29 protein-coding genes are annotated in these 25,745 nt (G+C 66.9%); 15 read left to right on the forward strand and 14 right to left on the reverse strand.

Annotation, left to right across the window (positions count from 1 at the left end; all coding sequences use genetic code 11):
- The first annotated feature begins 112 nt into the window (after positions 1-112).
- From FA702_RS16035 to fghA, 5 genes are all read left to right on the forward strand, one after another.
- Positions 113-808, forward strand: coding sequence for a carbonic anhydrase (locus tag FA702_RS16035; RefSeq protein ID WP_136956906.1), 696 nt, complete (start codon positions 113-115; stop codon positions 806-808).
- On the forward strand, positions 805-2,340 hold the full coding sequence (locus FA702_RS16040) for a SulP family inorganic anion transporter (RefSeq protein WP_168196091.1): 1,536 nt from the start codon (positions 805-807) through the stop codon (positions 2,338-2,340). Before FA702_RS16035 ends, FA702_RS16040 begins: the two co-directional genes overlap by 4 nt.
- A 147-nt stretch (positions 2,341-2,487) precedes the next feature.
- Complete coding sequence (gene dacB, locus FA702_RS16045) at positions 2,488-3,939, forward strand: D-alanyl-D-alanine carboxypeptidase/D-alanyl-D-alanine-endopeptidase (RefSeq protein ID WP_136956907.1); 1,452 nt, start codon at positions 2,488-2,490, stop codon at positions 3,937-3,939.
- 90 nt (positions 3,940-4,029) lie between these two features.
- Complete coding sequence (locus FA702_RS16050) at positions 4,030-4,401, forward strand: VOC family protein (protein WP_124808397.1); 372 nt, start codon at positions 4,030-4,032, stop codon at positions 4,399-4,401.
- Between the two features lie 4 nt (positions 4,402-4,405).
- Complete coding sequence (gene fghA / locus FA702_RS16055; protein ID WP_136956908.1) at positions 4,406-5,257, forward strand: S-formylglutathione hydrolase; 852 nt, start codon at positions 4,406-4,408, stop codon at positions 5,255-5,257.
- Between the two features lie 54 nt (positions 5,258-5,311).
- On the opposite strand, the gene FA702_RS16060 is transcribed toward fghA, so the two are convergent.
- From FA702_RS16060 to hisG, 4 genes are all read right to left on the reverse strand, one after another.
- Complete coding sequence (locus FA702_RS16060) at positions 5,312-5,563, reverse strand: PsiF family protein (protein ID WP_136956909.1); 252 nt, start codon at positions 5,561-5,563, stop codon at positions 5,312-5,314.
- Positions 5,564-5,679: 116 nt separating this feature from the next.
- A complete protein-coding gene (gene nusB, locus FA702_RS16065) occupies positions 5,680-6,141 on the reverse strand; it encodes a transcription antitermination factor NusB (RefSeq protein ID WP_136956910.1) in 462 nt (153 codons plus the stop codon).
- Entirely contained in the window at positions 6,138-7,427 is a 1,290-nt protein-coding gene (gene hisD, locus FA702_RS16070; RefSeq protein ID WP_136956911.1) for a histidinol dehydrogenase, read from the reverse strand. The genes nusB and hisD overlap by 4 nt, the downstream gene beginning before the upstream one ends.
- On the reverse strand, positions 7,427-8,110 hold the full coding sequence (hisG, locus tag FA702_RS16075) for an ATP phosphoribosyltransferase (RefSeq protein WP_136956912.1): 684 nt from the start codon (positions 8,108-8,110) through the stop codon (positions 7,427-7,429). Before hisG ends, hisD begins: the two co-directional genes overlap by 1 nt.
- Before the next feature lie 50 nt (positions 8,111-8,160).
- Between hisG and FA702_RS16080 the strand changes: the two genes are divergently transcribed.
- Positions 8,161-9,243, forward strand: a complete 1,083-nt coding sequence (locus FA702_RS16080) for a DUF2332 domain-containing protein (protein ID WP_136956913.1) — start codon at positions 8,161-8,163, stop codon at positions 9,241-9,243.
- A 27-nt stretch (positions 9,244-9,270) separates the two neighbouring features.
- On the opposite strand, the gene FA702_RS16085 is transcribed toward FA702_RS16080, so the two are convergent.
- Genes FA702_RS16085 through FA702_RS16105 form a run of 5 tightly spaced genes read right to left on the reverse strand, consistent with a single transcriptional unit; the run spans position 9,271 to position 13,022 of the window.
- Positions 9,271-10,494: a low temperature requirement protein A gene (locus FA702_RS16085; protein WP_136956914.1), complete on the reverse strand. Its 1,224-nt coding sequence runs from the start codon at positions 10,492-10,494 to the stop codon at positions 9,271-9,273.
- Positions 10,487-11,398: an alpha/beta fold hydrolase gene (locus FA702_RS16090; RefSeq protein ID WP_136956915.1), complete on the reverse strand. Its 912-nt coding sequence runs from the start codon at positions 11,396-11,398 to the stop codon at positions 10,487-10,489. The genes FA702_RS16085 and FA702_RS16090 overlap by 8 nt, the downstream gene beginning before the upstream one ends.
- A 5-nt stretch (positions 11,399-11,403) precedes the next feature.
- The gene (locus FA702_RS16095; RefSeq protein ID WP_136956916.1) at positions 11,404-12,228 is read right to left on the reverse strand and encodes an SDR family NAD(P)-dependent oxidoreductase; all 825 of its coding nucleotides are present in this window, start codon (positions 12,226-12,228) and stop codon (positions 11,404-11,406) included.
- Positions 12,229-12,282: 54 nt separating this feature from the next.
- A complete protein-coding gene (locus tag FA702_RS16100) occupies positions 12,283-12,753 on the reverse strand; it encodes an NUDIX hydrolase (RefSeq protein ID WP_136956917.1) in 471 nt (156 codons plus the stop codon).
- Entirely contained in the window at positions 12,750-13,022 is a 273-nt protein-coding gene (locus tag FA702_RS16105) for a BolA family transcriptional regulator (RefSeq protein ID WP_136956918.1), read from the reverse strand. Before FA702_RS16105 ends, FA702_RS16100 begins: the two co-directional genes overlap by 4 nt.
- Before the next feature lie 40 nt (positions 13,023-13,062).
- Between FA702_RS16105 and FA702_RS16110 the strand changes: the two genes are divergently transcribed.
- Positions 13,063-13,653 (forward strand): J domain-containing protein, encoded by a 591-nt coding sequence (locus tag FA702_RS16110; protein ID WP_136956919.1) that lies wholly within the window; start codon positions 13,063-13,065, stop codon positions 13,651-13,653.
- Between the two features lie 6 nt (positions 13,654-13,659).
- Here FA702_RS16110 and FA702_RS16115 read toward each other — a convergent pair whose 3' ends face one another.
- The 3 genes from FA702_RS16115 to FA702_RS16125 form a co-directional block, all read right to left on the reverse strand.
- Complete coding sequence (locus FA702_RS16115; protein WP_168196092.1) at positions 13,660-14,679, reverse strand: VacJ family lipoprotein; 1,020 nt, start codon at positions 14,677-14,679, stop codon at positions 13,660-13,662.
- 147 nt (positions 14,680-14,826) lie between these two features.
- The gene (locus tag FA702_RS16120) at positions 14,827-15,273 is read right to left on the reverse strand and encodes a hypothetical protein (protein WP_136956921.1); all 447 of its coding nucleotides are present in this window, start codon (positions 15,271-15,273) and stop codon (positions 14,827-14,829) included.
- Between the two features lie 82 nt (positions 15,274-15,355).
- Positions 15,356-16,972 carry a phosphoenolpyruvate carboxykinase gene (locus tag FA702_RS16125; protein WP_255504615.1) on the reverse strand — a complete coding sequence of 539 codons (1,617 nt, stop codon included), beginning with the start codon at positions 16,970-16,972 and terminating at the stop codon, positions 15,356-15,358.
- Positions 16,973-17,264: 292 nt separating this feature from the next.
- Here FA702_RS16125 and FA702_RS16130 point away from each other — a divergent pair, with 292 nt between their 5' ends.
- From FA702_RS16130 to FA702_RS16165, 8 genes are all read left to right on the forward strand, one after another.
- On the forward strand, positions 17,265-18,008 hold the full coding sequence (locus FA702_RS16130; protein ID WP_136956922.1) for a response regulator transcription factor: 744 nt from the start codon (positions 17,265-17,267) through the stop codon (positions 18,006-18,008).
- Positions 18,001-19,599 carry an ATP-binding protein gene (locus tag FA702_RS16135; protein WP_255504616.1) on the forward strand — a complete coding sequence of 533 codons (1,599 nt, stop codon included), beginning with the start codon at positions 18,001-18,003 and terminating at the stop codon, positions 19,597-19,599. Before FA702_RS16130 ends, FA702_RS16135 begins: the two co-directional genes overlap by 8 nt.
- Positions 19,596-20,036 carry an HPr kinase/phosphorylase gene (locus tag FA702_RS16140; protein ID WP_210417559.1) on the forward strand — a complete coding sequence of 147 codons (441 nt, stop codon included), beginning with the start codon at positions 19,596-19,598 and terminating at the stop codon, positions 20,034-20,036. The genes FA702_RS16135 and FA702_RS16140 overlap by 4 nt, the downstream gene beginning before the upstream one ends.
- Positions 20,037-20,109: 73 nt before the next feature.
- Positions 20,110-21,042 carry an RNase adapter RapZ gene (gene rapZ, locus FA702_RS16145; RefSeq protein ID WP_124808414.1) on the forward strand — a complete coding sequence of 311 codons (933 nt, stop codon included), beginning with the start codon at positions 20,110-20,112 and terminating at the stop codon, positions 21,040-21,042.
- A 123-nt stretch (positions 21,043-21,165) separates the two neighbouring features.
- On the forward strand, positions 21,166-21,570 hold the full coding sequence (locus tag FA702_RS16150; protein ID WP_136956924.1) for a PTS sugar transporter subunit IIA: 405 nt from the start codon (positions 21,166-21,168) through the stop codon (positions 21,568-21,570).
- 3 nt (positions 21,571-21,573) lie between these two features.
- Entirely contained in the window at positions 21,574-21,870 is a 297-nt protein-coding gene (locus FA702_RS16155) for an HPr family phosphocarrier protein (protein ID WP_136956925.1), read from the forward strand.
- Between the two features lie 7 nt (positions 21,871-21,877).
- On the forward strand, positions 21,878-22,678 hold the full coding sequence (locus tag FA702_RS16160; RefSeq protein ID WP_136956926.1) for an RNA methyltransferase: 801 nt from the start codon (positions 21,878-21,880) through the stop codon (positions 22,676-22,678).
- Between the two features lie 56 nt (positions 22,679-22,734).
- Positions 22,735-23,166 (forward strand): META domain-containing protein, encoded by a 432-nt coding sequence (locus tag FA702_RS16165; RefSeq protein WP_136956927.1) that lies wholly within the window; start codon positions 22,735-22,737, stop codon positions 23,164-23,166.
- On the opposite strand, the gene FA702_RS16170 is transcribed toward FA702_RS16165, so the two are convergent.
- Both FA702_RS16170 and rmuC read right to left on the reverse strand, forming a co-directional pair.
- On the reverse strand, positions 23,163-23,939 hold the full coding sequence (locus tag FA702_RS16170) for a hypothetical protein (RefSeq protein WP_136956928.1): 777 nt from the start codon (positions 23,937-23,939) through the stop codon (positions 23,163-23,165). The two genes, FA702_RS16165 and FA702_RS16170, sit on opposite strands and share 4 nt — an antisense overlap.
- A 1-nt stretch (position 23,940) precedes the next feature.
- Positions 23,941-25,488, reverse strand: coding sequence for a DNA recombination protein RmuC (rmuC, locus tag FA702_RS16175; protein ID WP_136956929.1), 1,548 nt, complete (start codon positions 25,486-25,488; stop codon positions 23,941-23,943).
- Positions 25,489-25,745: the final 257 nt, after the last annotated feature.

Consider the following 25,745-nt stretch of genomic DNA (forward strand, 5'->3'; position numbering starts at 1 on the left):
CGGAGCAACAATTCCTTACAGTCCTGCGGAACAACGGAAAAACCACCTGCATAGCTTGGGGACAAGCCCGGAGTGCAAGAACCGGGCATCCTCTGTTTCGCAGGAGTTGACCATGAACGAGCTGATTGGCCGGGTCTTCAGTTTCGAAAAGACCGTGTTTCCCGACAAGGGGGAACTGTTCCACAAGCTGGCGCATCACGGCCAGTCGCCCAAGGCCCTGATGATTTCCTGCGCGGATTCGCGCATCGTGCCGGAGCATATTCTCCAGGCCGAGCCGGGTGAACTGTTCGTGTGCCGCAATGCCGGCAACATCGTGCCTCCGTTCGCGACTATGAACGGCGGCGTTTCCTCGACCGTCGAATATGCCGTGGCCGCGCTGGGCGTCAGCGACATCATCGTCTGCGGCCATTCGGACTGTGGCGCGATGAAGGCGCTGTCCGATCCCTCGATGCTCGACGGCATGCCCAACGTCGCCGCCTGGCTGCGCCACGGCGCGGCCGCGGAGCACATCGTCAGCACGGGTTCGCCGCACCTTCACGGAACGGAGCGGGTGCGGGCGCTGAGCCTTGAGAACGTGATCGCGCAGATCAACCACCTGCGCACCCACCCGTCTGTCGCCGCCGCGATCGCGCGGGGCGAAATGGCATTGCACGGCTGGTTCGTGGACATCCACGCCGGCCAGGTGCTGGGGCTGGACGGTGTGACCGGCCAGTTCGTGCCGATGCGCGAGGATCAGCCGCTTCCCGTCGCCCTGCCGGCCGCACGCCGCGTCAGCGTTGAAGGCCCCCTGGCGGAGGCCGCCGAATGAGCCAGTTGGCGCAAAGCCAGACGGAAGGGCGGGGGCCTTTCGCGCACATCGCGCGCGATTTCACCTCCTCGATCGTCGTGTTCCTGGTCGCGATGCCCTTGTGCATGGGCATCGCGATCGCGTCCGGCGTGCCGCCCGAAAAGGGGCTGGTGACCGGGATCATCGGCGGTATCGTCGTCGGCATGCTGGCGGGTTCGCCGCTGCAGGTCAGTGGCCCGGCGGCCGGCCTTGCCGTCATCGTGTTCGAGTTCGTGCGCGATTACGGCTTGTCCGCGCTGGGGCCGGTGCTGGTGATTGCGGGGCTGGTCCAGTTCCTGGCCGGCGTCGTGCGCATGGGCGGGCTGTTCCGCGCGATTTCGCCGGCGGTGGTCCATGGCATGCTGGCCGGGATCGGCGCGCTGATCGTGGTCGGGCAGTTCCACATCCTGTTCGACGCCAAGCCGCTGTCCAATGGCATGGAGAACCTGGCTGCCATTCCCGGCCGCGTCCTGGGCCTTGAACCCTGGAGCCTGCGCGCCACCGAATTCGCGCTGATGATCGGCCTGCTCACCATCGGCGTGATGATCGCCTGGGAAAAGCTGCGTCCGGCCTCGCTCAATCTGGTGCCGGCGGCGCTGCTGGGCGTGGTCACGGCCACGCTGGTCGCCTACTTCTTCCAGCTGGACGTGGCGCGCATCCAGGTGCCGGAATCGATCGCGGCGGCGTTCGCCTTGCCCGATACCGGTGTCTTCGGCGTGCTGGCCAACCCCGGCCTGATCGTAACCGCCGTGGCCATCGCCTTCATCGCCAGCGCGGAAACGCTGCTGTCCGCGGCGGCGGTCGACCGGATGCACGACGGCGTGCGCACCGATTACAACAAGGAACTGCGCGCGCAGGGCGTAGGCAACTTCCTGTGCGGCGTGTTCGGTGCGCTGCCGATGACCGGCGTGATCGTCCGTAGCTCCGCCAACGTGCAGGCCGGCGCGAAGACCCGCATGTCCACCATCTTGCATGGCATTTGGATCCTCGGCTTCGTGGCGCTGCTGCCCTGGCTGCTGCGCGAGGTGCCGATGGCGGCGCTGGGCGCGGTGCTGGTGGTGACGGGCTGGAAGCTGGTGAGCCTCGACCATGTGCGCCACCTGTTTCAGGCGCATGGCCTGCTGCCGGCCGCGATCTGGGTTGTTACGTTCGTGCTCGTGGTCGCGACCGACCTGCTGACCGGTGTTCTGGCGGGACTGGCCATGTCGCTGCTCGAACTGGTGCCCTATCGCCGCAACCTCAAGCTCAAGGTAGACGAGAGCCACGACGAGCATGAATCGCATGTCGCGCTGGAAGGCACGGCCACGTTCCTGAGCCTGACCAAGCTGACGGGTGCGCTGGAGCGCCTGCCGGCCAACCGTCCGGTCCGGCTCGACCTCGATGGCCTGAAGGGCATGGACCACACGACCGCCGAAACAATGAGCGAATGGCTTGCCCGTCGCCGCAAGACCGGCGCGCCGGTTCATGTCGAAGGTTCGGAGGACATCCGTCGCCTTATCGCTGCCGCCGCCTGAAATCCCCGTGGTGGCAGTTGCTTGCGGGGCGTGTTCCGGGAGAACGCGCCCCGTCTTTTTGTCTGTTCCAGCCGCGCGTGCCGCGCTGCATTCAAGGTCATCGACAAGTGGCAGGTCGCGCGGCATCATTGCCGGATGATCCCGCGCATGCCGTGTCTTGTCCTCGCGCTGGCCTGCGCCGCTATCCCGGTTCCCACCGCTTTCGCCGCGCCCCCGCCCGCGCAGGCTGCCAGCTTGCAAGATCAGGTGGAGCAGGTTCTCGCCACCGCGCCCGCCGGCACGCGCTTCGGCCTGCTGGTCACGACGGCGGACGGGCGCGAGATCGTGGCGATTAATCCGGACGCGCGTTTCATCCCCGCATCCAACACCAAGCTGTTCACCACGATCGCGGCCTATGCCCTGCTGCCGGGCATCGACGCGCCGGATGCGCAAGGTGGCGCGGCGGTGGCGCTGGAAGCGGGCGGCGACGTGGCGCTCTATGGACACGGCGATGCCCGCCTGTCTTCCGCGCCCGATTGTGCCGAGGATTGCCTCGCCACGCTGGCCGATGCGGTCTCCGCGCGGACGCGCAAGGTCCGCGACGTGATCGGCGACGATCGCTGGTTCCCGGACGAGCGCTGGAGCAGCGGCATGAGCTGGAACAACCAGGTGACCGAATCCGGCACCGGTATCTCCGCGCTCTCGCTGGACGACAACGCGCTGGAACTGGTGGTCCAGGGCGCGGCCGGCGGGCAGACGCCGCAGGCGACGCTGCCCTATTATCGCCTGCGCAACGAAGCCGTGACTCTGGAAGGAGGTACGCGGGCGCTGGCCTTCGACCGCGCGCCGAACGGAGACGAATTGCGGCTGGTTGGCACGATCCCGGCGGGCGTGTCCTGGCGCTATCGCGTCGGGATCGACGATCCCGCGCACTATGCCGCCAGCCGGTTGCGTGCCCTGCTGGAAGCGCGCGGCGTGAAAGTGACCGGCGTCGTCCGCGTGCGCCATCGTCCCGCCACGCCGCTTGACGATCCCCGCCAGCGAGGCACCCGGCCTGTGCCCGCGGCGCCGGAACCCGTGTTCCTGGCACGCCTTTCCCCGCCGGCGCTTGCCGCCGACGTGATGCGGATCAACAAGGACAGCCAGAACCTCCACGCCGAACTGTTGCTGCGGCGGATCGGCAGGCTATCGGGAAGCGGGTCGGTGGCCGATGGACTTGCCGCGCTGCGCGGGGTGCTGGCGCAGGCCGGGGTGCCGCGCGCCGGCTACGATTTTTTCGATGGCTCGGGCATGTCGACCTACAACCGCGCCAGCCCGCGCGCGACGGTGCTGTTGTTGCGCTGGGCCGCAGGCCAGCCCTGGGGCGCGGCGTGGCGCGCGACGCTGCCGGTGGGCGGCGTGGATGGCACCCTGAAGAACCGTTTCGCCGCGACGCCGCTGCAGGGCGCGATCTTCGCCAAGACCGGTTCGCTCAACGCCAGCAACGCGCTTTCAGGCTTTCTTCGGGCGGCGAGCGGGCAGGAACTGATCTTCTCGATCTATGCCAACGACGTGCCCGATGGCGTATCCGCCTTGCCCGCGCTGGACCGCGCCGTGCAACTGATCGCGGCCCAGAACTGACGCCTGAACTGACGGGCGCAAGAGAGCACTTGACCCTCGGGAGCCGACGCCCTCTAAGCGTTTCCGGCTATCGCGAAGGGAGAGATACGCATGTTCACGCACGTGATGTTGGGCAGCAATGACATTGCCCGCTCCAAGAAGTTCTACGACGCCACGTTCGCCGCGTTCGGCGGGCCGGAAGGCGTGACCGACCCCAAGGGCCGGCTCATCTACCAGCACAACGGGGGCATCTTCATCCTGACCCTTCCGATCGATGGGAAGCCTGCCTGCTTCGCCAACGGCGGGACCGTCGGTTTCGGGATGACGCCGGACCAGGCGAATGCATGGCATGCCGCTGGCGTGGCCAATGGCGGCACGGCGTGCGAAGACCCGCCGGGACCGCGCGAAGGCAGCCCGTACTATCTCGCCTATCTGCGCGATCCGGACGGCAACAAGCTGTGCGCGCTGCACGTTCTGGGCTGACCGGATGACGCTTGAGACGGTTTCGACGAGCAAGGCGCACGGCGGCACGCTGGGTGTCTATGCGCACGCTTCGACCGCGACGGGGACGGGAATGACCTTTTCGGTCTTCCTGCCCCCGCAGGCAGAAGCAGGGGCGGGCGCCAAGCTGCCGGTGTTGATCTACCTTTCGGGGCTGACCTGCACGCATGCGAACGTCACCGACAAGGGCGAATACCGCAAGGCCTGTGCCGAACGCGGCATCGTCTTCGTGGCACCCGATACCTCGCCGCGTGGCGAAGGCGTGGCGGACGATCCGGCGGGGGCCTACGATTTCGGGCTGGGCGCGGGCTTCTACGTCAACGCCACGCAGGCGCCCTTCGCGCAGCATTACCGGATGTGGGACTACATCGCTGAGGAACTGCCCGCGCTGCTGGCGGCCAACTTCCCCGTCGATCTCGATCGCATGGGCATTACCGGGCATTCGATGGGCGGCCATGGCGCGCTGACGCTGGGCCTCACCTATCCCGACCGTTTCAAGTCGCTGTCGGCCTTCGCGCCGATCGTCGCGCCGGGGCAGGTGCCGTGGGGCCACAAGGCGCTGGGCGGCTATCTGGGGGAAGACAGGGCCGCGTGGCGCGCGCACGACGCGACCGCGCTGGTCGAGGACGGCAAGCGTCCGGCTGGCGCCATTCTCGTCGATCAGGGCGGTGCGGACCAGTTCCTGGCCGAACAGCTTCGGCCCGACCTGTTCGAGGCGGCGTGCAAGGCGGCGGGCGTGGCGCTCACGCTGCGGATGCAGCCGGGCTACGACCACAGCTACAACTTCATTTCAACCTTCATGGAAGACCACGTTCGCTGGCACGCGGAACGGCTTTAGGTCGCGCTATCCGGCCCCCTTCCGCAAGAGGAAGGGGGTCGGCAATGCGGCCCGTCAGGCTTTCTTGCAGCTTTCCATGAAGCTCCGGCGCGGCGCTCCATGCAGGTTCTTGCTGTCGGCCTGCTTGGAGCAGTCCAGCGATTTCGCGGTGCGGACAACCGGCGCGCGCGAGGTGCGGGCGGCGTGCGTGGCCGCGTGGGTCGCGGCAGCGGCGGGCTTCGCGGCGGCCTGTGCCGGTGGCGTCTGCGCCATGGCGCTGGTGGCCATCAGTGCGGCGGCGGCGATGGCCGTGATCTTGTACAGCATGGAGTCTCTCCGATCGCGCCCTCGTGGTGAGGACATCGGAAAATTACGCCTCCGCCCTATGCCGGTCACGTTTCAAAGAGGACATGCGGCAGACAGGTAAAGGTCACCCCCGGCGGCTACTGGCGCACGTCCTTGGCCACCGCATCGAGCAGGCCGTTGACGAACTTCGCCTCGCGTTCCTCGAAGAAAGCATGGGCCACATCGACGTATTCGGTGATGACCGTGCCGACGTTCACATCGCGCCGGGCCAGCAGCTCGTAAGTGCCGGCGCGCAGCACCTGGTGCATCGTGCGATCCAGCCGCGTCAGGGACCAGCCCTGAGCCAGGCGCGCGGTGAGCAGGCCGTCGATCTCGTCGCGGCGGGCGTCCACGCCCTTCACGATATCGTCGAAAAAGCTCACGTCGGCAGCGAGATACTCGACGTCCTCGATCTCCGCGCCCAGGCGGTGCTGGTGGAATTCGTCCAGCAGCAGCCGCAGCTCGGGCTTTTCCATCTCGAGCTGATAGAGCGCCTGCACCGCCGCCAGGCGAGCGGCGGAACGAGCCTGGCCAGGCGCGCGGCCGTTGCGGACGGTCATATGCCGAGCCTCAGTTCGATCGAGCGGGCATGGGCGGTCAGCCCTTCGGCATTGGCAAGGTGAATGGCGGCATGGCCGACGGCATCGAGACCGGCGTCGCTCACCGCAATGAAGCTGGTGCGTTTCATGAAATCCAGGACAGAAAGGCCCGACGAGAAGCGCGCGCGGCGCCCGGTGGGCAGGACATGGTTGGGGCCGGCGACGTAATCGCCGATGGCCTCGGGCGTGTTGCGCCCCAGGAAGACGGAGCCGGCGTGGCGAATCCGCGCGAACAGTGCCTCGGGATCGTCGGTCGCGATCTCGACGTGTTCGGCGGCAAGGCGGTTGGCGAGGGCGGGGGCCTCGTCCAGCGAATCGACGACGATGATAACGCCGTGCGCATCCCAGCTTGCCTTGGCGACCTTGGCCTTGGGCAGCATGGCGATCTCCACCCCCACCATGTCGGCCACCATGTCGGCGAACTTCGCATCGTCGGTAATCAGGATCGATTGCGCGGCAGGATCGTGCTCGGCCTGGCTGAGCAGATCGGCGGCGATCCACTGCGGATCATTCTTCGCGTCAGCGATCACGAGGATTTCGGATGGGCCGGCCACCATGTCGATCCCGACCACGCCGTAGAGCTGACGCTTGGCTTCGGCCACCCAGGCGTTGCCGGGGCCGGTGATGACGTCCACGGGCCGGATGCGCCCGGTGCCATAAGCGAGCGCGGCGATGGCCTGCGCGCCGCCCACGCGCCAGACTTCGTCCACCCCGGCGAGGTGGGCGGCGGCGAGCACCAGCGGATTGATCTCGCCCTTGGGGGTCGGGGTCGCGATGACCAGGCGTTCCACGCCCGCGACCTTGGCGGGAATGGCGTTCATCAGCAGGGACGACGGATAGGCGGCACGGCCGCCGGGCACGTACAGCCCCGCGCCATCGACCGCCCGCCACTTCGCGCCAAGCCGGATGCCGGCATCATCGACGTAGTCGCGATCCTGCGGCAGTTGTGCCTCATGGTAGGTGCGGATGCGCTGGGCGGCGAGTTCCAGCGCAGCGCGCAGGTCGGGCGCCAGCGTATCGAACGCGTCGCGGCACGCTTCGGCCGTGATGCGCCAGTCGTCATCGCCGGGCAGGTGGTTGTCGAACCGCTCGGTATATTCGGCCAGTGCCGCGTCGCCGCGCAGGCGCACGTCCTCGATGATCGTCTGCACGTCGCGCGCGACGTTCTCGTCGCTTTCGCGCCGGTCCTTGACCAGCCGGGTGAAGGCCCTGCCGAAATCGGGATCGCTGGACTTGAGCCGGAGCATCAGGCCGCCTTCCTTTCCGCCACCAGCGCGCGGAACGCATCGATCAGGCCGCCAAGCCGGGCGCTATCGGTCTTAAGCGCGGCGCGGTTGACGATCAGCCGCGCCGAAACCGGCATGATCCGGCTGGTTTCGACAAGGCCGTTGTCCTTCAGCGTGCGGCCGGTGGACACTAGGTCCACGATCCGGCTGGCCAACCCCAGCGAGGGCGCCAGTTCCATCGCGCCGTTGAGCTTCACCACTTCGGCCTGCACGCCCAGCTTCTCGAAGTGCCGCCGCGTGAGGTTGGGATACTTGGTGGCGACGCGGGCATGGCTTTCGCGCGCCACGTCCGCCGCGCCGTCCACCGCGACCGGCTCGGCCACGGAAAGCCGGCAATGCCCGATGTCGAGATCGACCGGCGCGTAGAGATCGGCATAGTCGAACTCATCGATCACGTCCGACCCGACGATGCCGGCCTGCGCCGCACCGTGGGCCACGAACGTCGCCACGTCGAAGGCGCGGACGCGGATGATCTTCACGTCCGGCTGGTTCGTCGCGAAACTCAGCGCGCGGGAGTTCTTGTCATGGAACTCCGGCTCGGGCACCACCCCGGCTTGCGCGAGCAGGGGCAACGCTTCATCGAGGATGCGGCCCTTGGGCAGGGCGAAGACGAGCTGCGAGGCGGGCGGTGCGGCTGGAGTCATAACCGGCCGCCCATATGGCGAGCGGGCGCAAAGGGCAAGGAGAGCTGGCGATGACAGGAAAATATGAATTCGTCGATATGCAGGCGACGGGCATGGATGCTATCGCCACTGCCTTCGCCAACCAGGTCGCCTATTGCCTGAATGCTGGCGCGCCGGTTACCGCGCGGGTCTGCGCCGCCGTGGCGCAGTTGCTGGAGCGCGGGGAGCGCGGCCCGTTGCTCGACCGGATTCGCGGGTGGCAGGGCGCGCCGCTGGCCGATGCGCTGCCGTTGCGCGTGGCGGGGGCGCTGCACGGGCTGCACCTGTCCGGCCGCGTGCCGGCGCTGGCGGCGCTCTATGCCGGGGCGCAGGACATCGACGATGCCGCGATCATTGCGGGGGTGATCGCCGCGCATGACGCGGACCTTCAGCCCTGGCTCGACGGACCGCCGCAGACCAACGAGGCGGGGCGCTCCGCCAATTTCGTCGCGGCGATGCTGTGGCTGGCCGAACAGGGCCTGCCGCCGCGCTTCCAGTGCCTGGAAATCGGATCGAGCGGCGGGATCAATCTGATGCTGGCGCGCTACCACTATGCGCTGGGCGGCGTGGACGTGGGGCCGGAGTCGGGCGCGATGCGGATCGCCCCCGCATGGCAGGGCGCGCCACCGCCGGCGCGCGCCATCGAGATCGCGTCCACGCGCGGCTGCGACGTCGCCCCGGTCGATCTGGCGGACCCGGCGCAGGCGCTGCGGCTCAAGGCGTTCGTCTGGCCGGAAATGACCGAGCGTTTCCAGCGGCTGGAAGCGGCGATTGATGCAGCGCGCGCCGCTCCGCCCGATCTGGTGAAGATGAACGCCGCCGATTTCGTCGAGGCGGAACTGGCCAGGCCGCAAGCCGCGGGGACGACGCGCGTGCTGATGCATTCGATCGTCTGGCAATATGTGCCCGGCGACCAACAGGAGCGCGTTACCGCCGCCATGGAGGCGGCCGGCGCGCGCGCTTCGGCGGACAAGGCGCTGGCGTGGATAGCGCTCGAAGCCAACCGCGAGATTCATCTGCACGAACTCGTCGTGCGCTATTGGCCGGGCGACGGCGCACCGCGCATGCTGGCGCGGGCGCATCCGCACGGCACGTCGATCGACTGGCGCGGCTGAACGGCTGGCGAAAGCCGGCGCCGGGGTTTAGCCCTGCGCCAACCGGCTTTTCCAGCCGCCGTGGTACGAGCCCCATTCCCACACCGCCACCAGCGCGATGACGCATACGGTCGCGCTGACGAAAGCCAGTGCCGGGGGCTGCATCAGCCATGCCCACAGCCCCGCCACGCCGAGCAGAAGGCAGCCTGCCAGATGCGACGGTGGGAAGACCCGGAGCGGGCTGGAGAAGCGCTTGAACAGGGCGTTGCCAACCAGATAGACCAGCAGCCCGCCGCATTGCGTCAGCACCAGTCCCGGCTCTGTGCGCGCGGCTGGCTCTTCGAGCAGCAGCGCGTCGGCCACGGCGCTGACGACGATTCCGGCCACGATCGGCATGTGCAGGTAGGTATAGGCCGCGCGCGCGACCTTGCCCGCTTCGGCGTGGTGCTCGATGTGCTCCGCCCCGCGCTGCGCGCCGGTGTCGAAATAGATCCACCACATCAGCACGGACCCCACGAAGGCGAGTAGGAACGCCATCACGTGCGCGGGATCATGGGTAGCCTCGGCGAAGTTCGCGCCGGTCACGACGATGCCTTCGCCCAGCGCGATGATGACGATCAGCCCACCGCGTTCGGCCATGTGGCTGCCCGAGATGTTCCAGTCGCCCGGAGTCGACCGGCCTAGTCCCGGCGTGCGGAACCACATCACCGGTCCCAGATATTCGATCAGCAGAGCGGCGAACCACAGGGCGATCCGCGTGCCGTGGGGATCGGCCAGCGCTCCGGTGATCCACAGCGGCGCGGGCAGAGCGAACCAGAACGCGATGCGCACCATGTTGCGCGCGGCCCCACGGTCCTCGCCCCGCATGATAAGAACCGTTACCAGCGAACGACCGAGCTGGACGGCGACGTAGCTTGCCGCGAACAGCAGGCCGGTTTCGCCGAACGCATCGGGCAGGGCGACCGAGACCAGCAGGCTACCCAGCATCACCGCGATCAGCATCAACCGCACTGGCCCGCGTTCCGGATCGGTCCAGTTGGTGACCCAGGCGGTGTAGATCCACGCCCACCACACGGCCAGGAACAGGCAGGCCGCTTCCAGCAGCCCCATCCACGACAGATGGTGGAGCAAGGTGTGCGAAAGCTGCGTGATCGCGAAGACGTAAACGAGATCGAAGAACAGTTCGAGGTTGCTTACCGGGGCGTGCCCCCCGCCATGATTGCGCAGCAGCGGGCGCTTGCCGGAGGGGGTTGGCTCGTGCTGTTCAGCCATCGGACCTCTTGAATTCGGTGCGGGCGAAGAAGCTGTCGATTGCCGCGTTCACTTCCTCGGGCGCTTCCCATGGCACGAAGTGCCCGCAATCGGGAATCCTTTCGATCGTCAGATCGGGGATACCGGCCTCCAGCCCTTCCAGATTGGCGGGCGGCAGCGCCAGGTCGTCGAGCGCCCAGATCACCAGCGTGGGGATGTTGAGCGGCGGCAGCGGTGGTGGCGTGAAGCCGTCCGGCAGCGCATAGGGCGCGTCGAGTGGCGGCACGTCGATCGGGCTGCCGCGATACCAGTTGAGCATCGCGATGCTGGCGTCGGCATCCTGCCAGTCCCGCATCAGCGCATCGCGTTCTTCCGGCTCCATCACTGGCGATCGCTTCCAGTCGAGCGCCTTCATGAGCAATGCGGCCAGACCGTGTTCGCGCACCAGCGCATCGTTTGCCCGATCGCGAAAAGCGCGCATGTACTGGCTGGCCGCGCGCTGGACGGGATCGAGATAGAGCAGCTTCTGGAACACGCCAGGGTGCGGGGCGTTGGCGATCACCGCGCGCGTCACGCGCGTGCCCTGGCCCATCAGCGCCACGCCCCAGGCGATCGCGCCGCCCCAGTCGTGGCCGAGTACGGTGAACTTGTCGACGCCCAGCGCATCCGCGAGCAAGAAGATGTCGCCGATCAGCTTGTCCGGCGTGTAGTTTTCGACCCCTTCGGGCTTGGACGATCCGCGATAGCCGCGCTGGTCGGGCGCGATGCAACGATAGCGCGCGGAAAGATGCGCGATCTGGTGCCGCCAGGTACGGTGCGATTCGGGAAAGCCGTGCAGGAAGATCAGCACCGGGGCATCCCGTGGCCCCACGTCCACCACGTCGAGTGCAATTCCGTTGGCAAGCGTGATCCGCTGCTGTTCCATGTCCTTTACCCCTCCCGTTTCATCTTTTCCGCATAGCCGGCGGCCATCATCGCGGCGACCTGGTCGAACAGTGCATCGGGCGTGCGGCGCAGTTCGCCCATCTGTTGCTCGATGCCGCGCGCGATCACGATTTCGCGCTCGTCGCGCAGGATCGCCGCCAGCATGGCGGCAACGGCTTCCTCGGGCGCGATGCCGTTCTCGATCGCGTGGTCGCTGGCGCCGCGCAGGCTGCCATCGGCCGTCATCGCGTTGCGCGATACGTTGGTGCGGACCGAGCCCGGCGCAATGACATGAACCTTGAGCCCCAGGTGCGCGGTTTCGGCACGCAAGGCGTCGGCATAACCGATCAGCCCGAACTTGGCGGCGCAATAGGCCGTCCGCATCGGCACGCCGACCTTGCCGGCGACGCTCGACATCATGACGAAGCGACCTTCGCCCCGCTCCGCCATGCGCGGCAGCAGGGCCTGCGTCAGCGCGATGGGGGCCAGCAGGTCGATGCCCACGATATGTTCGTAGACCGAAAAGGCCGTGTCCACGGCGAGCGAACGCTGGCTGAGCCCGGCATTGTTGACCAGCATGTCCACGCCGCCGCTGCGCGCCTGCGCCCATTCCCACGCGGCCGCCACGGCCGCATCGCGCGCGGCCGCATCGCCGACATCGAACGGCAGAACCAGCGCATTTCCGCAATCGGTCGCCACTTCCTCAAGCGCGGCGGCATTGCGGCCGGAGAGGATCAGATGCGCCCCGTCCTTCGCCATCGCCCGCGCCATCGCTGCGCCGATGCCGGAGGAGGCGCCGGTGATCCACACGGTTTGTCCGTTGAACGTCATCCTCTCCGCTTCCTCTCGTTATCCAGATCCGCGATTCTGCCTGGCGCGGCTTTGTCAGGCCGATGGTTCCCCGCTGGCGCCGTCGCGGTCAAGCAGATCGAGCAGTTCGGGCGGGAATATCCGTTCGGGCCACGCGGCCAGTTCGGCCTTGAGGAACCAGCGGTGTTCGCACATCAGCCGGCGTTCCAGCTCGGTATGGCCGCTGGTATCGATCGCGGCGGCGGGCACGCAGATACGGAAATAGCGCTCGTCCGCCGTGACGGGCTCGCCGTCGAAGGTCACGAAATCGTTGCCGCGCGCGGCAATGATCGGGCCGGGATCGGCGACGATGCCGGTTTCCTCCAGCAGTTCGCGCCGTGCCGCGTCGGCCCAGTCCTCGCCGGGATCGCATTCGCCGCCCGGCGTCGCCCAGAACGGGCTGCGGCCTTCGGGCGTGAAGCGGAACAGCAGCAGCCGGTCATCGGTATCGAACAGCAGGATGCGCGCCGCCCTGCGGATGCGCCGCGCCGTGGCGCTTGCCGTCATTCGCCGGGCGCCCGCGCCTTGATGGCCAGCGCGTGGACGCGCTGACCCGGCAGGTCGCCGAGCGCGCGGTTAACCATGCGCTGCCGCTCCAGCCGGGAAACGCCGGCAAAGGCCGCGCTTTCGATCTCGACCGTGAAATGCGATTCGCCCGACCCGTCGTGTCCGGCATGGCCATGGTGGCTGGCACTGTCGTTGATCACCGCAATCCGTAGCGGAAGGAAGGCTTGTTTCAGCCTCTGTTCGATTTCCTGTGCGATCGGTCCTGTCATGTCTTCCGTTTTAGCGCGTCAGGCACCATGTGGAAGCCCAATGAGGCAAGACAAGTTCCATGGCCGCGTCCACAATGCGGGGCGCCTGTGCAATGCTCCCGGCTGCGACCAGCCGGGAGAATTCCGCGCGCCCGGCGTGCGCGCTTCGGGCTTCGACGGCCCCGGCGATTACCGCTGGTTCTGCCTCGATCATATCCGCGCGTTCAACGCTGGCTATGATTTCTTCGCCGGCATGACGCCTGACGAGATTCTGGCCGCGCAATCGCCGCTGGCGGGCTGGGATACGCATTCCCGCGCGTTTCGACCCGATGCGGGCATCGACGCGGCTCCGCGTTGGGCCGACTTCGCCGACCCGCTCGAGGCGATAGCCGCCCGGGCGAAGGCGCGCCGTCAGGATCATCGCAACGCGCAGGAAGCTGCGCAGCGCGGGATCGGCCCCGAAGAACGCGCGGCTTACGAGGTGCTGGGGCTGGCCTTCGATGCCGATCGCCGGGCGCTACGATCGCGCTATTCGGAACTGGTCCGGCGCTATCATCCCGATCGCAACGGTGGCGACCGCAGCCACGAAGGACGGCTGCAGCAGGTGGTGGAAGCCTACAACCGGCTCAAGGCGACGCGGGCCTTCGCCTGAACCGCTTTACGGCTGCGTGGGCGCGGTTGGCGGGGCGGGGGGAGCCTCCGTCGGCGCTGGCACCGTCGCGGCAGGGGCGGCCGGCGCGCTTGCTTCCGGTGCTGGCGCAGGCGCCGGGGCGGGCACTGCCGGGGGCTTGGGCGCGAACGAGGAAGGATCGGGAACCGGCGTGATCTTGCCGTGCAGCGCGTCGATCTCCGCCTGCCGCATCGCCAGATAATACGTCCGCGTCGCGGCGTAAGGGTCTTTGGCTTCGATGTTCAGCTTGCGCAGCGTATCGTCGAACTCCACGCGGTAGTCGAGCGAGCGCACCACGCTGGCGCCGATCGAATAGGCGGGGTGCTTGAACGGCCCGCGCACCAGCGTGGGCACGAAGGCGCGGTCCAGTAACAGGCCGATGCCATCGCGCAGCGTGGTTGGCCCCACGATTGGCAGGAACGCATAGGGGCCGGGACCGATGCCGTAATAGCCCATCGTGTTGGCGAAGCCGTTGTGGCGATAGGGAAGGCGGAATGGCTTGCGCTTGGCGACGTCGAACAGGCCGCCGATGCCGAGCGTGGAATTGATCACGAAACGGCCGAGCGTCTTGAGCGCGCTGTGCGGCTTCAACTGGAGCACGAAGTTCACGAACGCGACCGGTTCGTCGAGATTGTAGAGCACGTTGTGCAGGCCATCGCGCAACGGAGCCGGCAAGCCATCGCGATAGACGCTGGCGACGGGCGCGACGAAGGCTTTGTCCACGCCTTGCACCACTTCGTACGACTTCTCGTTGATGTTCTCGAACGGATCGGTGGGCGAGGGGCGGCGCTTTGCCTCCACCGTGATGCTGTTCGGATCGACCTTGGCGGGCGGCGGTGCGGAGGCTTGCGCGGCCGGTCCCTGCGCCGTGGTCGATACGACGACAGGCGCCGTGGCGTCGTCCCCCGGTACCTGCGGCGCGGCAGCCTCGACCGATGGGTTCGGGGTTTCGGATGCGAACGAGGCGTTGGCCAGCAGGAGCACGGTGGCGGAAACGGGAACGATCAAAATGCAGTCCTGTCGAGCGTTGGTAGGCGCAAGTATCATCAACGGCTGCCCCCGTCCCGATGATCGACCTGCAAAAGCTTATTCTGACACCAGTTTTATGCCAGCGCAACGAACCTGCGCTGCAAATTCCACCGAACTTGTGCCGACTTAGCCGACCTGTTGTAGATCGGGCTCCACGAAATGGCGGCGCGCCTCGATGGAAAACAGGCGGTCGCGCGAATAGAACCGCAGCGGCCAATCGCGCGCCGCGATCTCGCTTGCCAGCAAGCGGTGGACGGCTTCGGCCAGAGGCGTCTCTGGCGGCAGGGTGGCCGAAAACCGGCGAATGGCGGTGACGTAAAGCTGGGTCAGCGTTTCGTGATAGCCGGCGCTGTCGGTGTTCTCGCCGCCGACCGAGACGTTATACGCTCGGATTATCGCGGGAAGGTCGCGTTCGGGGGCGATATCAGGGCGTTCACGCAGCAGCCACAGGCAAGCCGCGAGGTGCGCCTCGTGCGTCCATTCCGCCTTGGCGAGCGAACGGTCCAGCAGACCCTGACCGACGCGGCGCACGGACGCGTCGGTGCTGAACGGGGTAAGTGCGTCGGTCGTCATCGTCCGGAAACTCTTATGGCCCGAGAGCCGGAACCTAATGGCTCCGGCCCGCAGGTCGGGTCACCGGAATTCCCGGCAGGGCTCAGGCCGCTTCGGTCGCGGAGACCGGGGCCGCCTGGCGGACGCTTTCATCGACGTGATCGGCGAACTGCGCGAAGTTGTCGATGAACTGGCGGACCAGAGTCTGTGCCGTGCGATCGTATTCCTCCGCATCGGCCCAGCTTGCGCGCGGATCGAGCAGCTTGCTGTCCACGCCCGGCACGGCAACCGGCACTTCGAAGCCGAAGTTCGGGTCCTTGCTGAACTTGGCGTCGTTCAGGCTGCCGTCGAGCGCGGCGTTGAGCAGCGCGCGCGTCGCCTTGATCGGCATGCGCTTGATGCCTTCCATCGTCGCCTTGCCGCCCGACCAGCCGGTGTTGACCAGCCAGCACTTCACGCCGCCCTTGGCAATGCGTTCCTTCAGCAGATTGCCATAGACCGAGGGATGGCGCGGCATGAACGGCGCGCCGAAGCAGGTGGAGAAGGTCGCTTCCGGTTCGGTCACGCCGATTTCGGTGCCGGCGACGCGCGCGGTGTAGCCCGACAGGAAGTGGTACATCGCCTGGTCCGGGGTTAGGCGCGCGATCGGCGGCAGTACGCCGTAGGCATCGGCCGTCAGGAAGATCAGGTTCGCCGGCACCGGCCCCAGGTTTTCCTCCGACGCGTTCGGAATGAAATCGATGGGATAGGAACCACGGCTGTTTTCCGCGAGCGAGTTGTCGTCGAGATCGAGCAGGCGCGTGTCCGGATCGATCACCACGTTTTCCAGCACGGTGCCGAAGCGCTTGGTTGTGGCGAAGATTTCCGGTTCGGCTTCGGCCGAAAGGCGGATCATCTTGGCGTAGCAGCCGCCTTCGAAATTGAACACGGCGGTATCGGACCAGCCATGTTCGTCATCGCCGATCAGGGTGCGGCTGGCGTCGGCCGAAAGCGTGGTCTTGCCGGTGCCGGAAAGGCCGAAGAACACCGCGGTCTTGCCGTCCTGCCCGATATTGGCCGAACAGTGCATCGGCATCACGCCCTTCACGGGCAGCAGGTAGTTGAGGATGCCGAACACCGACTTCTTCATTTCGCCGGCATAGGCGGTGCCGCCGATCAGGATCAGCTTTTCGGTGAAGTTGACCGCGATCACGGTTTCGCTGCGGCTGCCATGGCGCTCGGGATCGGCGCGGAAGCTGGGCAGGTCGATGATCGTGTATTCCGGCGCGAACGTCGCAAGCTCGCTTTCGCTCGGGCGGACCAGCAGCGTGCGGATGAACAGGTTATGCCAGGCCAGTTCGTTGATGACGCGCACGTTGACGCGGTGTTCCGGCTGCGAACCGCCGAACAGGTCGGCCACGTAGAGCCGGTCCTTTTCGGCCAGCGCCTTCAGGAAATCAGCCTTCAGCGCGGCAAAGTGTTCCGGCGTCATGGCGACGTTGGTCTTGCCCCACCAAACCGTGTTTTCGGTTTCGGAGTCCTTGACGATGAACTTGTCCTTGGCCGAACGTCCGGTGTGCTTGCCGGTGGCGACCACGAACGGGCCTTCGGCGGCGAGCAGGCCCTCGCCATTGCGGACGGCGTGCTCGACCAGCGGAGCCGTGCCCAGGTTGGCGAAGAGTTCGGCGGGTTCGGGGAAGCCCTGCTGCGAAAGGGGCACGTTCAGGCGGCTATCGGACACATTGGGTCTCCCATGCTGCGCCGCCTGCCGGACCGGGGTCATTTCCGGGCTGCGCGGGCGGCGCTTTGCGAATACGAATGCGTTGATTCCCGATTGCGCATAGTGCGTGGTCGGCATCGCGTCAAATCCCACGAAATGTGCAGTTTTTTGCACATTAGTTGCATTTTCTGCAACAATTAGTGCTGCGATGCACAATTTGAGCGGCGGGCAGGTTGCGTCTGTAACGACCCCGCGATGCGGCTATCGACAGGCGCGCCTTGCCGGAACTTCGACGGGCGATTATGCGAAGACGATGACCGGCAACGAAACCGCGATCCCGCATCGGGCTGCGACCGTGGCCCTGGTCGATGACGACCGCAACATCCTGACGACGGTGTCCATCGGGCTGCAGGCCGAGGGTTTCGTGACGCGGCTCTATTCGGATGGGGCGGCCGCTCTCAAGGCCCTGCTCGACAACCCCCCGGACCTTGCCGTGTTCGACATCAAGATGCCGCGCATGGACGGCCTGGAGCTGTTGCGGCGGCTGCGCGAGAAAAGCGATCTGCCGGTCATCTTCCTCACCAGCAAGATCGACGAGGCGGATGAGGCGCTGGGCCTCGCCATGGGCGCGGACGACTACATTGCCAAACCGTTCAGCCAGCGGCTGCTGATCGCCCGCATCCGCGCTATCTTGCGGCGCAGCGAAATCGTCCGCCGCGACGCAACCGAGACGGCGCCGACCGAGCCGCTTCCCGATCCGATCCGGCGCGGAAGGCTGGTGATGGACCCGGCCCGGCATCTGGTGGAATGGAACGGCGCGCCGGTTTCGCTCACGGTGACCGAGTTCCTGATACTGGAGGCTCTGGCCCTGCGGCCGGGCGTGGTAAAGACGCGCAACCAGTTGATGGACGCGGCCTATCACGATGACGTGTTCGTGGATGATCGCACGATCGACAGCCACATCAAGCGCCTGCGCCGCAAGTTCCGCGCTGCCGATTCCGCCTTCGCCGCGATCGAGACGCTTTATGGCGCGGGATACAGCTTTGCCGATGAATGACGGCCTTGCCGAACCGGCGCCCCAGCGCGCCGGGCGCCTTGGCCTTACGCGCATCGGATTGACGCGCACGCGCGGCCCGTCGCTGACGGTGCGCATCCTGGCCGTCAACGTGATCGCGCTGGCGCTGCTGGCGGGCAGCTTCTTCTACCTCGACAGTTATCGCACGCAGCTCCTCAAGGAACGTTTCAAGTTGGCGCGGGCCGAAGCGGAAATCATCGCCGATGCCGTCGAACCGGTCGCGCTGCCCGATCGCCGGATGCTGATCGCGCGAATCGGTTCGGAGCAGCGGCTGCGCTTGCGGCTCTATGGCGCGGACAATGCGCTGGTGGCCGACAGCTTTGCCCTGGCGGGGCCGTCGTTCGCGCTGATCGATCCGAAAACCGAGCCGTGGTACCAGAAAGCGGCCCGCCTTCTCGACCGGGGCGTGGACCTGGTCGTGGGGGCGCCCAAAGTGGACGACTACCGCGAACCGGCCAGCCCCGATGCCGGAAAATGGCCGGAAATCACCGCCGCCCGCCAACACCGGGCGACAGCGGTCTATCTGCGCTATGCGCCCGACCGGACGCCGGTGATCAGCGCGGCGACGCCCGTGGGATCGGACGGGGACATGCTGCTGACCACGCGCAACGCGCTGGATATCACGCAGGCGGTGCGAGACGCGCGACAGACGCTGGTCATCATCATCGGCTTGGCGCTGCTTCTGTCCATCCAGTTGTCGCTGTTTCTGGCGCGGACGATCGTGCAGCCCTTGCGCGCGCTGGTCCGCGCGGCGGTGCGCGTGCGGCTGGGGCGAGAGCGTGAGGTGGTGGTGCCGCGCCTGCCCGACCGGGGGGACGAGATCGGGCTGCTGGCGCGCGCCGTGTCCGACATGACGGCCGCGCTGCGCCAGAAGATCGACGCGGTCGAAAGCTTCGCCGCCGACGTGGCGCACGAATTGAAGAATCCGCTGGCGTCGCTGGGCAGTGCGATCGAGGCGATGGAAAGGATCGAGGACCCTGCCTTGCGCCGCCAACTGGCCGCGATCGCCGCGCACGACGTCCAGCGCATCGACCGCCTGATTACGGAAATCGCCGATGCGAGCCGGATCGACGCGGAACTGAGCCGGGCGACCTTCACCCGGCTCGATCTGGCCGATCTGGCGGCGCAGGTGGTGGGCGCGCGCGATGCCAGGCCGGATCGGGCGGCGGTGCGCATCCGCTTTGCGCGCGGCGAGGGTGGTGCGCTGGTACGGGGCGATGCCGCGCGGCTCGAACGCGTGCTGGAAAACCTGTTGGACAACGCGGTGTCGTTCTCGCCGCCCGAGGGTGTGGTCGATGTCGCGGTCGGGGGGGAAGGTGCGAACGTTTGGCTTTCCGTATCCGATCAGGGGCCGGGCATTCCAGAAAGCGAACGCGAAAAAGTGTTCGAGCGGTTCCATTCGGTGCGCCCGGCCGACGAGGCGTTCGGTTCGCACAGCGGGCTGGGCCTGGCCATTGCTCGCACGATCGCGGAAGCGCACGATGGCGCCCTGACGATCACCGACAGGCCCGACGGAGCGGCCGGGGCCTGTCTGTTGCTGGAACTGCCGCTGGACCGGGAGGATACGGCATGACCGACGCGCTGACGCTGATCGCGCATCAGGGCACCTGCGTGATGATCGGAACGCAGGGGCTGTTGATCGAAGGACCGCCAGGGGCAGGCAAATCCAGCCTGGCTCTGGCGCTGATCGACCGCGGGGCGACGCTGGTGGGCGACGACGGCGTGCTGATCGAGGCGCGGAACGGGCGTGTCATCGCCAGCCCGCATCCCCGGATCGCCGGCAAGCTCGAAATCCGCAACCTTGGTCTTGTCGAGATGCCGGCAGTGGGTGGCGTGCCGCTGGCGCTGGTGGTGCGGCTGGATGCCGCCGCGCCGCGGTTCGTCGCGGCGGCGGACAGCGCGGTGCTGGCGGGGTGCGCGCTGCCCATGATCCGGCTTTATCCCGATACGCCGGCGCTGGCGTTGCGTGCCGAAGTGGCGCTGAGGCAATTCGGCCTTCCGGATTTCTGAGAGGCCGGATTTCCAAAGGAACCGATTGCCGAGAGTTCTTTCCTTGGCGCGCGGGAAAGCGCAGAAGGCTGCCATGGCGCGCGAATCCGAGGATCAACCCCAACGCATCCTGCTGGTGACCGGCGTTCTTGGCGCGGGCAAGACCACGGCCTTGCGCACGCTGGAGGATATGGGCTGGGAAGCGGTGGACAATTTCCCCATCCGCCTGCTCGACCGGCTGCTGGAAACCGAACGCGGTTCGGCGGCGCTTGATTCCGGCACGCCGCTGGCGATCGGTTTCGACACCCGCACGCGCGGGTTCGATCCCGCCAAGACCATCGAACTGGTCAAGGGCCTGTCCGAACGCCCCGGCCTGTCGATCACCACGCTGTTCCTCGATTGCGCCGGCACCGAACTCGAACGCCGCTATAACGAGACGCGCCGCCGCCATCCGATGAGCGAGGGCAAGCCGGCCGCGACCGGCATCGCCGCCGAGCGCGAGTTGCTGGAGCCGTTGCGGCGCTGGGCGGATGTGGTCATTTCCACCACCAGCTTCACCACCAACGACCTGCAACGCACGATCCGCGAACGGTTCGGCGATCAGGGGCCGGCGCGGACCACGGTGACCATCACCAGCTTCGGCTTTTCGCGCGGGATGCCCCCGCTGGCCGACCTTATCTTCGACATGCGCTTCCTGGCCAATCCGCACTGGATCGACGATCTGCGCCCGATGACGGGGCAGGACGCGCCGGTGGGCGACTATATCCGCCAGGACCCGGCGTTCGACGAGGCGTTCGCCCGGATTCGCGATCTCCTGCTGCTGCTGCTTCCGCGCTTCGAGGAGCATGGAAAAGCCTACGTTAACATTGCTTTCGGGTGCACCGGTGGGCGCCATCGTTCGGTGTTCATGGCCGAACAGATCGCTTCCGCCTTGCGCGACGCCGGATTTTCTCCCACATTGCAGCACAGAAACTTGGCGTCACGGGCGGCTGACCTGCTCGAAGACGACCGGCGAGAGACTGGGTGAGGTCGCTCTGGAAGACGTGCAATGGAATTGCCAACGGTTTCGCGTATCGCGTGATCCTGCAAAGCCTGCGTTAAGCATGGGCGGGATAAGATGCTCGGCCGTCTTTCGGAGCCATCCTGTTTCATGATTGGTCTGATTCTCGTAACCCACGGCGCGCTCGCCGATGAATTCATCCATGCGATGGAGCATGTGGTCGGCCGGCAATCCGATGTCATCGCTGTATGCATCGGCCCCAACGACGACATGGAAAAGCGCCGCAAGGAAATCGCCGATGCGATTCGGCGAGTGGACAGCGGGGATGGCGTGATCATCCTCACCGACCTGTTCGGCGGCACGCCGTCCAACCTCGCCATCTCGCTGATGCAGGCGGGCAAGGTGGAAGTGATTGCCGGCATCAACCTTCCCATGCTGATCCGTCTTGCCAAGGCACGGGTGTGCATGGGGCTTCGGGAAGCGACGGTGGCCGCGCGGGAAGCGGGCCGCAACTACATAACGATCGCATCCGAATTTCTGGGACAGGACGCGTGAAGCATGGCTGAATCAAGCTACGTCGCCCGAGAGACCGTCACCATCGTCAACCAGCGCGGCCTTCATGCCCGCGCCAGCGCCAAGTTCGTGAACGCGGTGGCCAAGCTGCCCGCCGGGCTGGACGTGACGGTGGCGAAGGACGGAACCGAGGCGGCAGGCGGCTCGATCCTGGGCCTGATGATGTTGGGCGCGGCCAAGGGCGACACGGTCGACGTGATCGTCGCCGGCCCGGAAGGTGAGGCGGACAACGTTCTGATGAAGCTGTCCGGCCTGATCAAGGACGGTTTCGGCGAAGACTGAACGGCCGGTGCGCAAGACCATCACCGGGTTCTCCAACCCGACCGTCAAGTTCGTCCGCTCGTTGCGCGACAAGAAGCACCGCAAGCGCGAGCAGCGCTTTCTGGCCGAAGGGCTACGCCTGCTGACCGACGCGCGCGAGGGCGGCCGCGTGCCGGAAATCCTGTTGATGGCGCAGGGACGCGAGCCGCACCCCTTGCTTGATGTGCTGGAACAGACCGTCGCCGCAGCCGGGGGCGATGTTCTCGAACTGCCCGAAGACCTGCTCGCCAAGGTGACGGGCAAGGACAATCCGCAGGCCGTGGCCGGCGTCTTCGCCGAATGGGATACCGGCCTTGCCACGATCGACCGCCACGCCGCGCCGATCTGGCTGGTGGCGCAGGCCATGCGCGATCCCGGCAACCTTGGCACCATGCTGCGCACGGCCGACGCGGTAGGCGCGGGCGGCTTGATCCTGCTCGACGATTGCGCCGATCCCTTCTCGGTGGAAGCGGTGCGCGCCAGCATGGGGGCGATCTTCACCCAGCGGCTCGCCCAAGCGCGCTGGGACGATTTCATCGGCTGGCTGCGCGCGGGCGAGGGGCAGCTTGTTGCCGCGTCGCTGCGCGAGGCGGTGCCCTATCGCGGCGCGCCTTACGCCGCGCCGTGCTTCGTGATGGTCGGCAACGAATCGCGCGGGCTGCCCGAGGACTACGAAATGGCCTGCGACCTGCGCGTGACCATGCCGATGAAGGGGCGGGCCGACAGCCTGAACGCGGCGGTGGCCGGGGCAGTGCTGGCCTACGAGGTGCTGGCATCGTTCGAGGGGTGAAACGACGCCATTGGCATTAATCGTATGATCATCGCGCCGTTCTATAAGACGGTATCATGCGCAACGTTCCGATCCTTGCCGCCTTCGCGCTTTTGGCCAGCCTGCTGGCCGGAGGCTGCACGACGCCGGCGGCCGGTGGCGCGCCGGGCCTTGTCGGCACGCAATGGATCATCGCCAGCATTGACGGAAAGGCCCCCGCCGCGCCTGATCGCGCCCGGATGGGCTTCGCGGAAACGCGCCTTTCGGCCAGCGTCGGCTGCAACGGCATCGGCGGCGAATACCGGGTGGAGGGCGATCGGCTGGTCGCCGGGCCGCTCATCTCTACGCGGATGTTCTGCGAAGGGCTGGTGGGGCAGCAGGAGGAAGCGGTGAACGCGCTCCTGTCCGGTGCCCCGCGCTTCCGGCGCAACGGCGATCGCCTGTGGATCGAATCCGGCGGGCACACGCTGGAACTGCACGGCGCGCCCACGGCCAAATCCAAAGGCTAGTCGCCCGAAATAAGCGCGGTGATTTTCCAGCCGCCGTCGTGTGGTTCCGCGATCAGGCGATAGGAAATCACGCTGCGCAGCTTCGCCGTCTCGACATAGCCTTTCTGGCCGGACGCCATCAGCCTGACACGGGTGAAGCGCGCCTTGGGATCGAAGCTTTCGGACGCGATCGAGACCATGGCCCAGTCGAGCGTGGCGCGGGTTTCCCCGGTGGCCGAAGGCGTGGCGCGCAGGGGCACGTCCGGGCCGGTTGCCAGCATCGTGGTATAGGGATCGCCGTCGTCTGGCACGTTCCAGAAGTACCAGGGCATCGCCGCCAGCCCGCCCTCGATCGAACAGCCGAGCGGCAGGATGCGGTCCAGTTCCTGCCACAGCCCGGCCTTGGGATCGGCCAGCCGCTTCTTCAATTCGTCGGCGCCGCTGCCCCCGCCGTAATCGAGCCGGATGTTGGGATCGGCCAGCGCGGCCAGAGCGGTAGCGTCCCGGGCCGTGACGGCGGTTGCCAGCCGGCCCCGAAACGCTTTCCAGCCGGCGGCTTTGTCGCAATCCTCGCGCGGAGCAAAGCGCGCCTCGGTCGGGGTCGGGCTGGGCGTGGGGGAGGGGGAAGGCTCGAGCGTCGGTTCGGGTTCGGGCGTGGCGCTTGCCTCCGCCGGGTCCGACGCGGCTTCGGCCGGAGGCGTGGCGACAGGAGAATGCTGCTCGGGCGCGGCGCGGTCGCAGCCGGCCAGAGCGCCCAGCGCCGCGAATGCCAGCCATCGCCCCCGTAACCTCATCTTACCCCGCCGTCGCTGCGATGTCGTCCTCTGTATCAACCTGTTGCGGCGCGGGAAGTTCCGAAGGCTCTACCGCCATGCTTTCGGCATAACGCGGCGCGGATTCGACGAGCGAGACTTCCTCGATCTCGCGCTTGCCGATCGAGACGCCCTTGTCGCGCAGGCGGCGGCCGGCCGAGAGGACGTTGCGTTCGAAACTGCCGACGAACTTGTTGTAGTTTTCGACCGCGCTGTTCAGCCCCCCGCCCACGCGCTTGAGATGCTCGGCAGCGACGGCGAGCCGATCGTAAAGCTCGGTCCCGGCCTTGCCGATCTCCACCGCTTCGCGCGCGATCGTATCCTGCCGCCAGACCATCGCGACCGTGCGCGCGATGGCGACGAGGTTGGTCGGCGTGGCGAGCAGCACCTTGCGTTCGAAGGCGAAGTCCCACAGTCCCGGATCGTGTTCGAGCGCGGCGGCGACGAAATGTTCGCCCGGCACGAACATCACCACGTAATCGGGCGCATCGTCGAACTGGCTCTGGTACGATTTCGCGCCGAGCTGCTGGATGTGGTTGCGCATCGACGTGGCGTGCAGGGTGAGGAAATGTTCCCTGGCTTCATCCGTGTCGGCCGCGAACGCATCCTGATAGGCGTTGAGCGAGACCTTGGCGTCCACGATCAGGCTCTTCTGGCCGGGAATGCGCACGATGGCGTCCGGGCGGAGGCGGCCGTCCTCGGTGTCGATCGAATGTTCGGTGACGAAATCGGTGTGTTCGGCAAGCCCGCACTGTTCGAGCAGGTTGCGCAACTGCTGTTCGCCCCAGCGCCCCCGCGCCTTGGGCGCGTTGCGCAGCGAATTGCCCAGCCGCGCGGCTTCGGCGCGCACGGCCTCCTGCCCATCGCGCATCGACTGGATCAGGCCCGAAAGCTGCCCGAAGGAATCGACCCGCTTGGCTTCGAGCTCCTGCACCTGCTGCTCGTATTTCTGGAGCCGTTCGCCCACGGGGGCAAGCAGCGTGCGCAGGCGTTCGGCGCTGGTCTTCTCGCTCTGTTCGAAGCGATCGGCGGCGCGGCGCAGGAACGCCTCCTGCGCGCCTTCCAGCACCTTGGCGCCGGCCGCCTCGAATTCCTTGCGTAACGCCTCGCGCGCTTCGATCAGCAGGCGCTCGCGCTCGGCGAAGTTGGTGGCATCGGCCTTCATCCGTGCCACTTCGGCCCGCAGCGCCTCGCGCTCTTCCCGCGCAGTGGTGAGATCGGCGGCGAGCGCATCGGCATGGCGCGCGCGTTCCGCGGCCGAGGCCAGTTGCGAGGCGAGCGCGTTGCGTTCCTGGCGGATCGCGGCGAGTTCCCCGGTCACCTGATCGAGCAGCTTCACCCGCTCGCTCATCGCCGCGAGATCGACCGTCATCGCCTTGACCGTGGCCTCGTGCGCCTTGGCCGCGCTGTCCCGCTCGGCATGGCGCTGCTGCCAGTCGGCCACGGGCCGCCCGCCCAGAAACCAGCCGATCGTCAACCCCACGACGAGGGCGACGATCAGGAAAACGAGCAGGAGAAGGGGCGAGTCCATCAGTCAACATCCTCCACAATTGCCGACGGAGCAGAACTCCGCCGGCAACGTGTGCTGCAAGACCCTCAGAGGTGCCTCTGAAGGTCGACGAGTGCTTCTGCGTCAGATGCAAAACCCCTTGCGGAACAAGCCAAAATTGTTCCGCAAGGCGCGATGATCAACCAGTGTACACCGTCGTATAGGCAACACAGCGAATACATACGGTCCATATCGGGGACCTTTCGCTGTGATTTTTGCCAATTCCTGATGCAGATGAG

Origin of the sequence: Novosphingobium sp. EMRT-2 (genome assembly GCF_005145025.1) — a bacterium.
Taxonomy (GTDB): Bacteria; Pseudomonadota; Alphaproteobacteria; order Sphingomonadales; family Sphingomonadaceae; genus Novosphingobium.

Bases quoted from the DNA above. Each gene is read 5' to 3' on its own strand.
- FA702_RS16035 (WP_136956906.1), top strand. From the start codon at position 113: ATGAACGAGCTGATTGGCCGGGTCTTCAGTTTCGAAAAGACCGTGTTT.
- FA702_RS16040 (WP_168196091.1), top strand. From the start codon at position 805: ATGAGCCAGTTGGCGCAAAGCCAGACGGAAGGGCGGGGGCCTTTCGCG.
- dacB (WP_136956907.1), top strand. From the start codon at position 2,488: ATGCCGTGTCTTGTCCTCGCGCTGGCCTGCGCCGCTATCCCGGTTCCC.
- FA702_RS16050 (WP_124808397.1), top strand. From the start codon at position 4,030: ATGTTCACGCACGTGATGTTGGGCAGCAATGACATTGCCCGCTCCAAG.
- fghA (WP_136956908.1), top strand. From the start codon at position 4,406: ATGACGCTTGAGACGGTTTCGACGAGCAAGGCGCACGGCGGCACGCTG.
- FA702_RS16060 (WP_136956909.1), bottom strand. From the start codon at position 5,563: ATGCTGTACAAGATCACGGCCATCGCCGCCGCCGCACTGATGGCCACC.
- nusB (WP_136956910.1), bottom strand. From the start codon at position 6,141: ATGACCGTCCGCAACGGCCGCGCGCCTGGCCAGGCTCGTTCCGCCGCT.
- hisD (WP_136956911.1), bottom strand. From the start codon at position 7,427: ATGCTCCGGCTCAAGTCCAGCGATCCCGATTTCGGCAGGGCCTTCACC.
- hisG (WP_136956912.1), bottom strand. From the start codon at position 8,110: ATGACTCCAGCCGCACCGCCCGCCTCGCAGCTCGTCTTCGCCCTGCCC.
- FA702_RS16080 (WP_136956913.1), top strand. From the start codon at position 8,161: ATGACAGGAAAATATGAATTCGTCGATATGCAGGCGACGGGCATGGAT.
- FA702_RS16085 (WP_136956914.1), bottom strand. From the start codon at position 10,494: ATGGCTGAACAGCACGAGCCAACCCCCTCCGGCAAGCGCCCGCTGCTG.
- FA702_RS16090 (WP_136956915.1), bottom strand. From the start codon at position 11,398: ATGGAACAGCAGCGGATCACGCTTGCCAACGGAATTGCACTCGACGTG.
- FA702_RS16095 (WP_136956916.1), bottom strand. From the start codon at position 12,228: ATGACGTTCAACGGACAAACCGTGTGGATCACCGGCGCCTCCTCCGGC.
- FA702_RS16100 (WP_136956917.1), bottom strand. From the start codon at position 12,753: ATGACGGCAAGCGCCACGGCGCGGCGCATCCGCAGGGCGGCGCGCATC.
- FA702_RS16105 (WP_136956918.1), bottom strand. From the start codon at position 13,022: ATGACAGGACCGATCGCACAGGAAATCGAACAGAGGCTGAAACAAGCC.
- FA702_RS16110 (WP_136956919.1), top strand. From the start codon at position 13,063: ATGAGGCAAGACAAGTTCCATGGCCGCGTCCACAATGCGGGGCGCCTG.
- FA702_RS16120 (WP_136956921.1), bottom strand. From the start codon at position 15,273: ATGACGACCGACGCACTTACCCCGTTCAGCACCGACGCGTCCGTGCGC.
- FA702_RS16130 (WP_136956922.1), top strand. From the start codon at position 17,265: ATGACCGGCAACGAAACCGCGATCCCGCATCGGGCTGCGACCGTGGCC.
- FA702_RS16135 (WP_255504616.1), top strand. From the start codon at position 18,001: ATGAATGACGGCCTTGCCGAACCGGCGCCCCAGCGCGCCGGGCGCCTT.
- FA702_RS16140 (WP_210417559.1), top strand. From the start codon at position 19,596: ATGACCGACGCGCTGACGCTGATCGCGCATCAGGGCACCTGCGTGATG.
- rapZ (WP_124808414.1), top strand. From the start codon at position 20,110: ATGGCGCGCGAATCCGAGGATCAACCCCAACGCATCCTGCTGGTGACC.
- FA702_RS16150 (WP_136956924.1), top strand. From the start codon at position 21,166: ATGATTGGTCTGATTCTCGTAACCCACGGCGCGCTCGCCGATGAATTC.
- FA702_RS16155 (WP_136956925.1), top strand. From the start codon at position 21,574: ATGGCTGAATCAAGCTACGTCGCCCGAGAGACCGTCACCATCGTCAAC.
- FA702_RS16165 (WP_136956927.1), top strand. From the start codon at position 22,735: ATGCGCAACGTTCCGATCCTTGCCGCCTTCGCGCTTTTGGCCAGCCTG.
- FA702_RS16170 (WP_136956928.1), bottom strand. From the start codon at position 23,939: ATGAGGTTACGGGGGCGATGGCTGGCATTCGCGGCGCTGGGCGCTCTG.
- rmuC (WP_136956929.1), bottom strand. From the start codon at position 25,488: ATGGACTCGCCCCTTCTCCTGCTCGTTTTCCTGATCGTCGCCCTCGTC.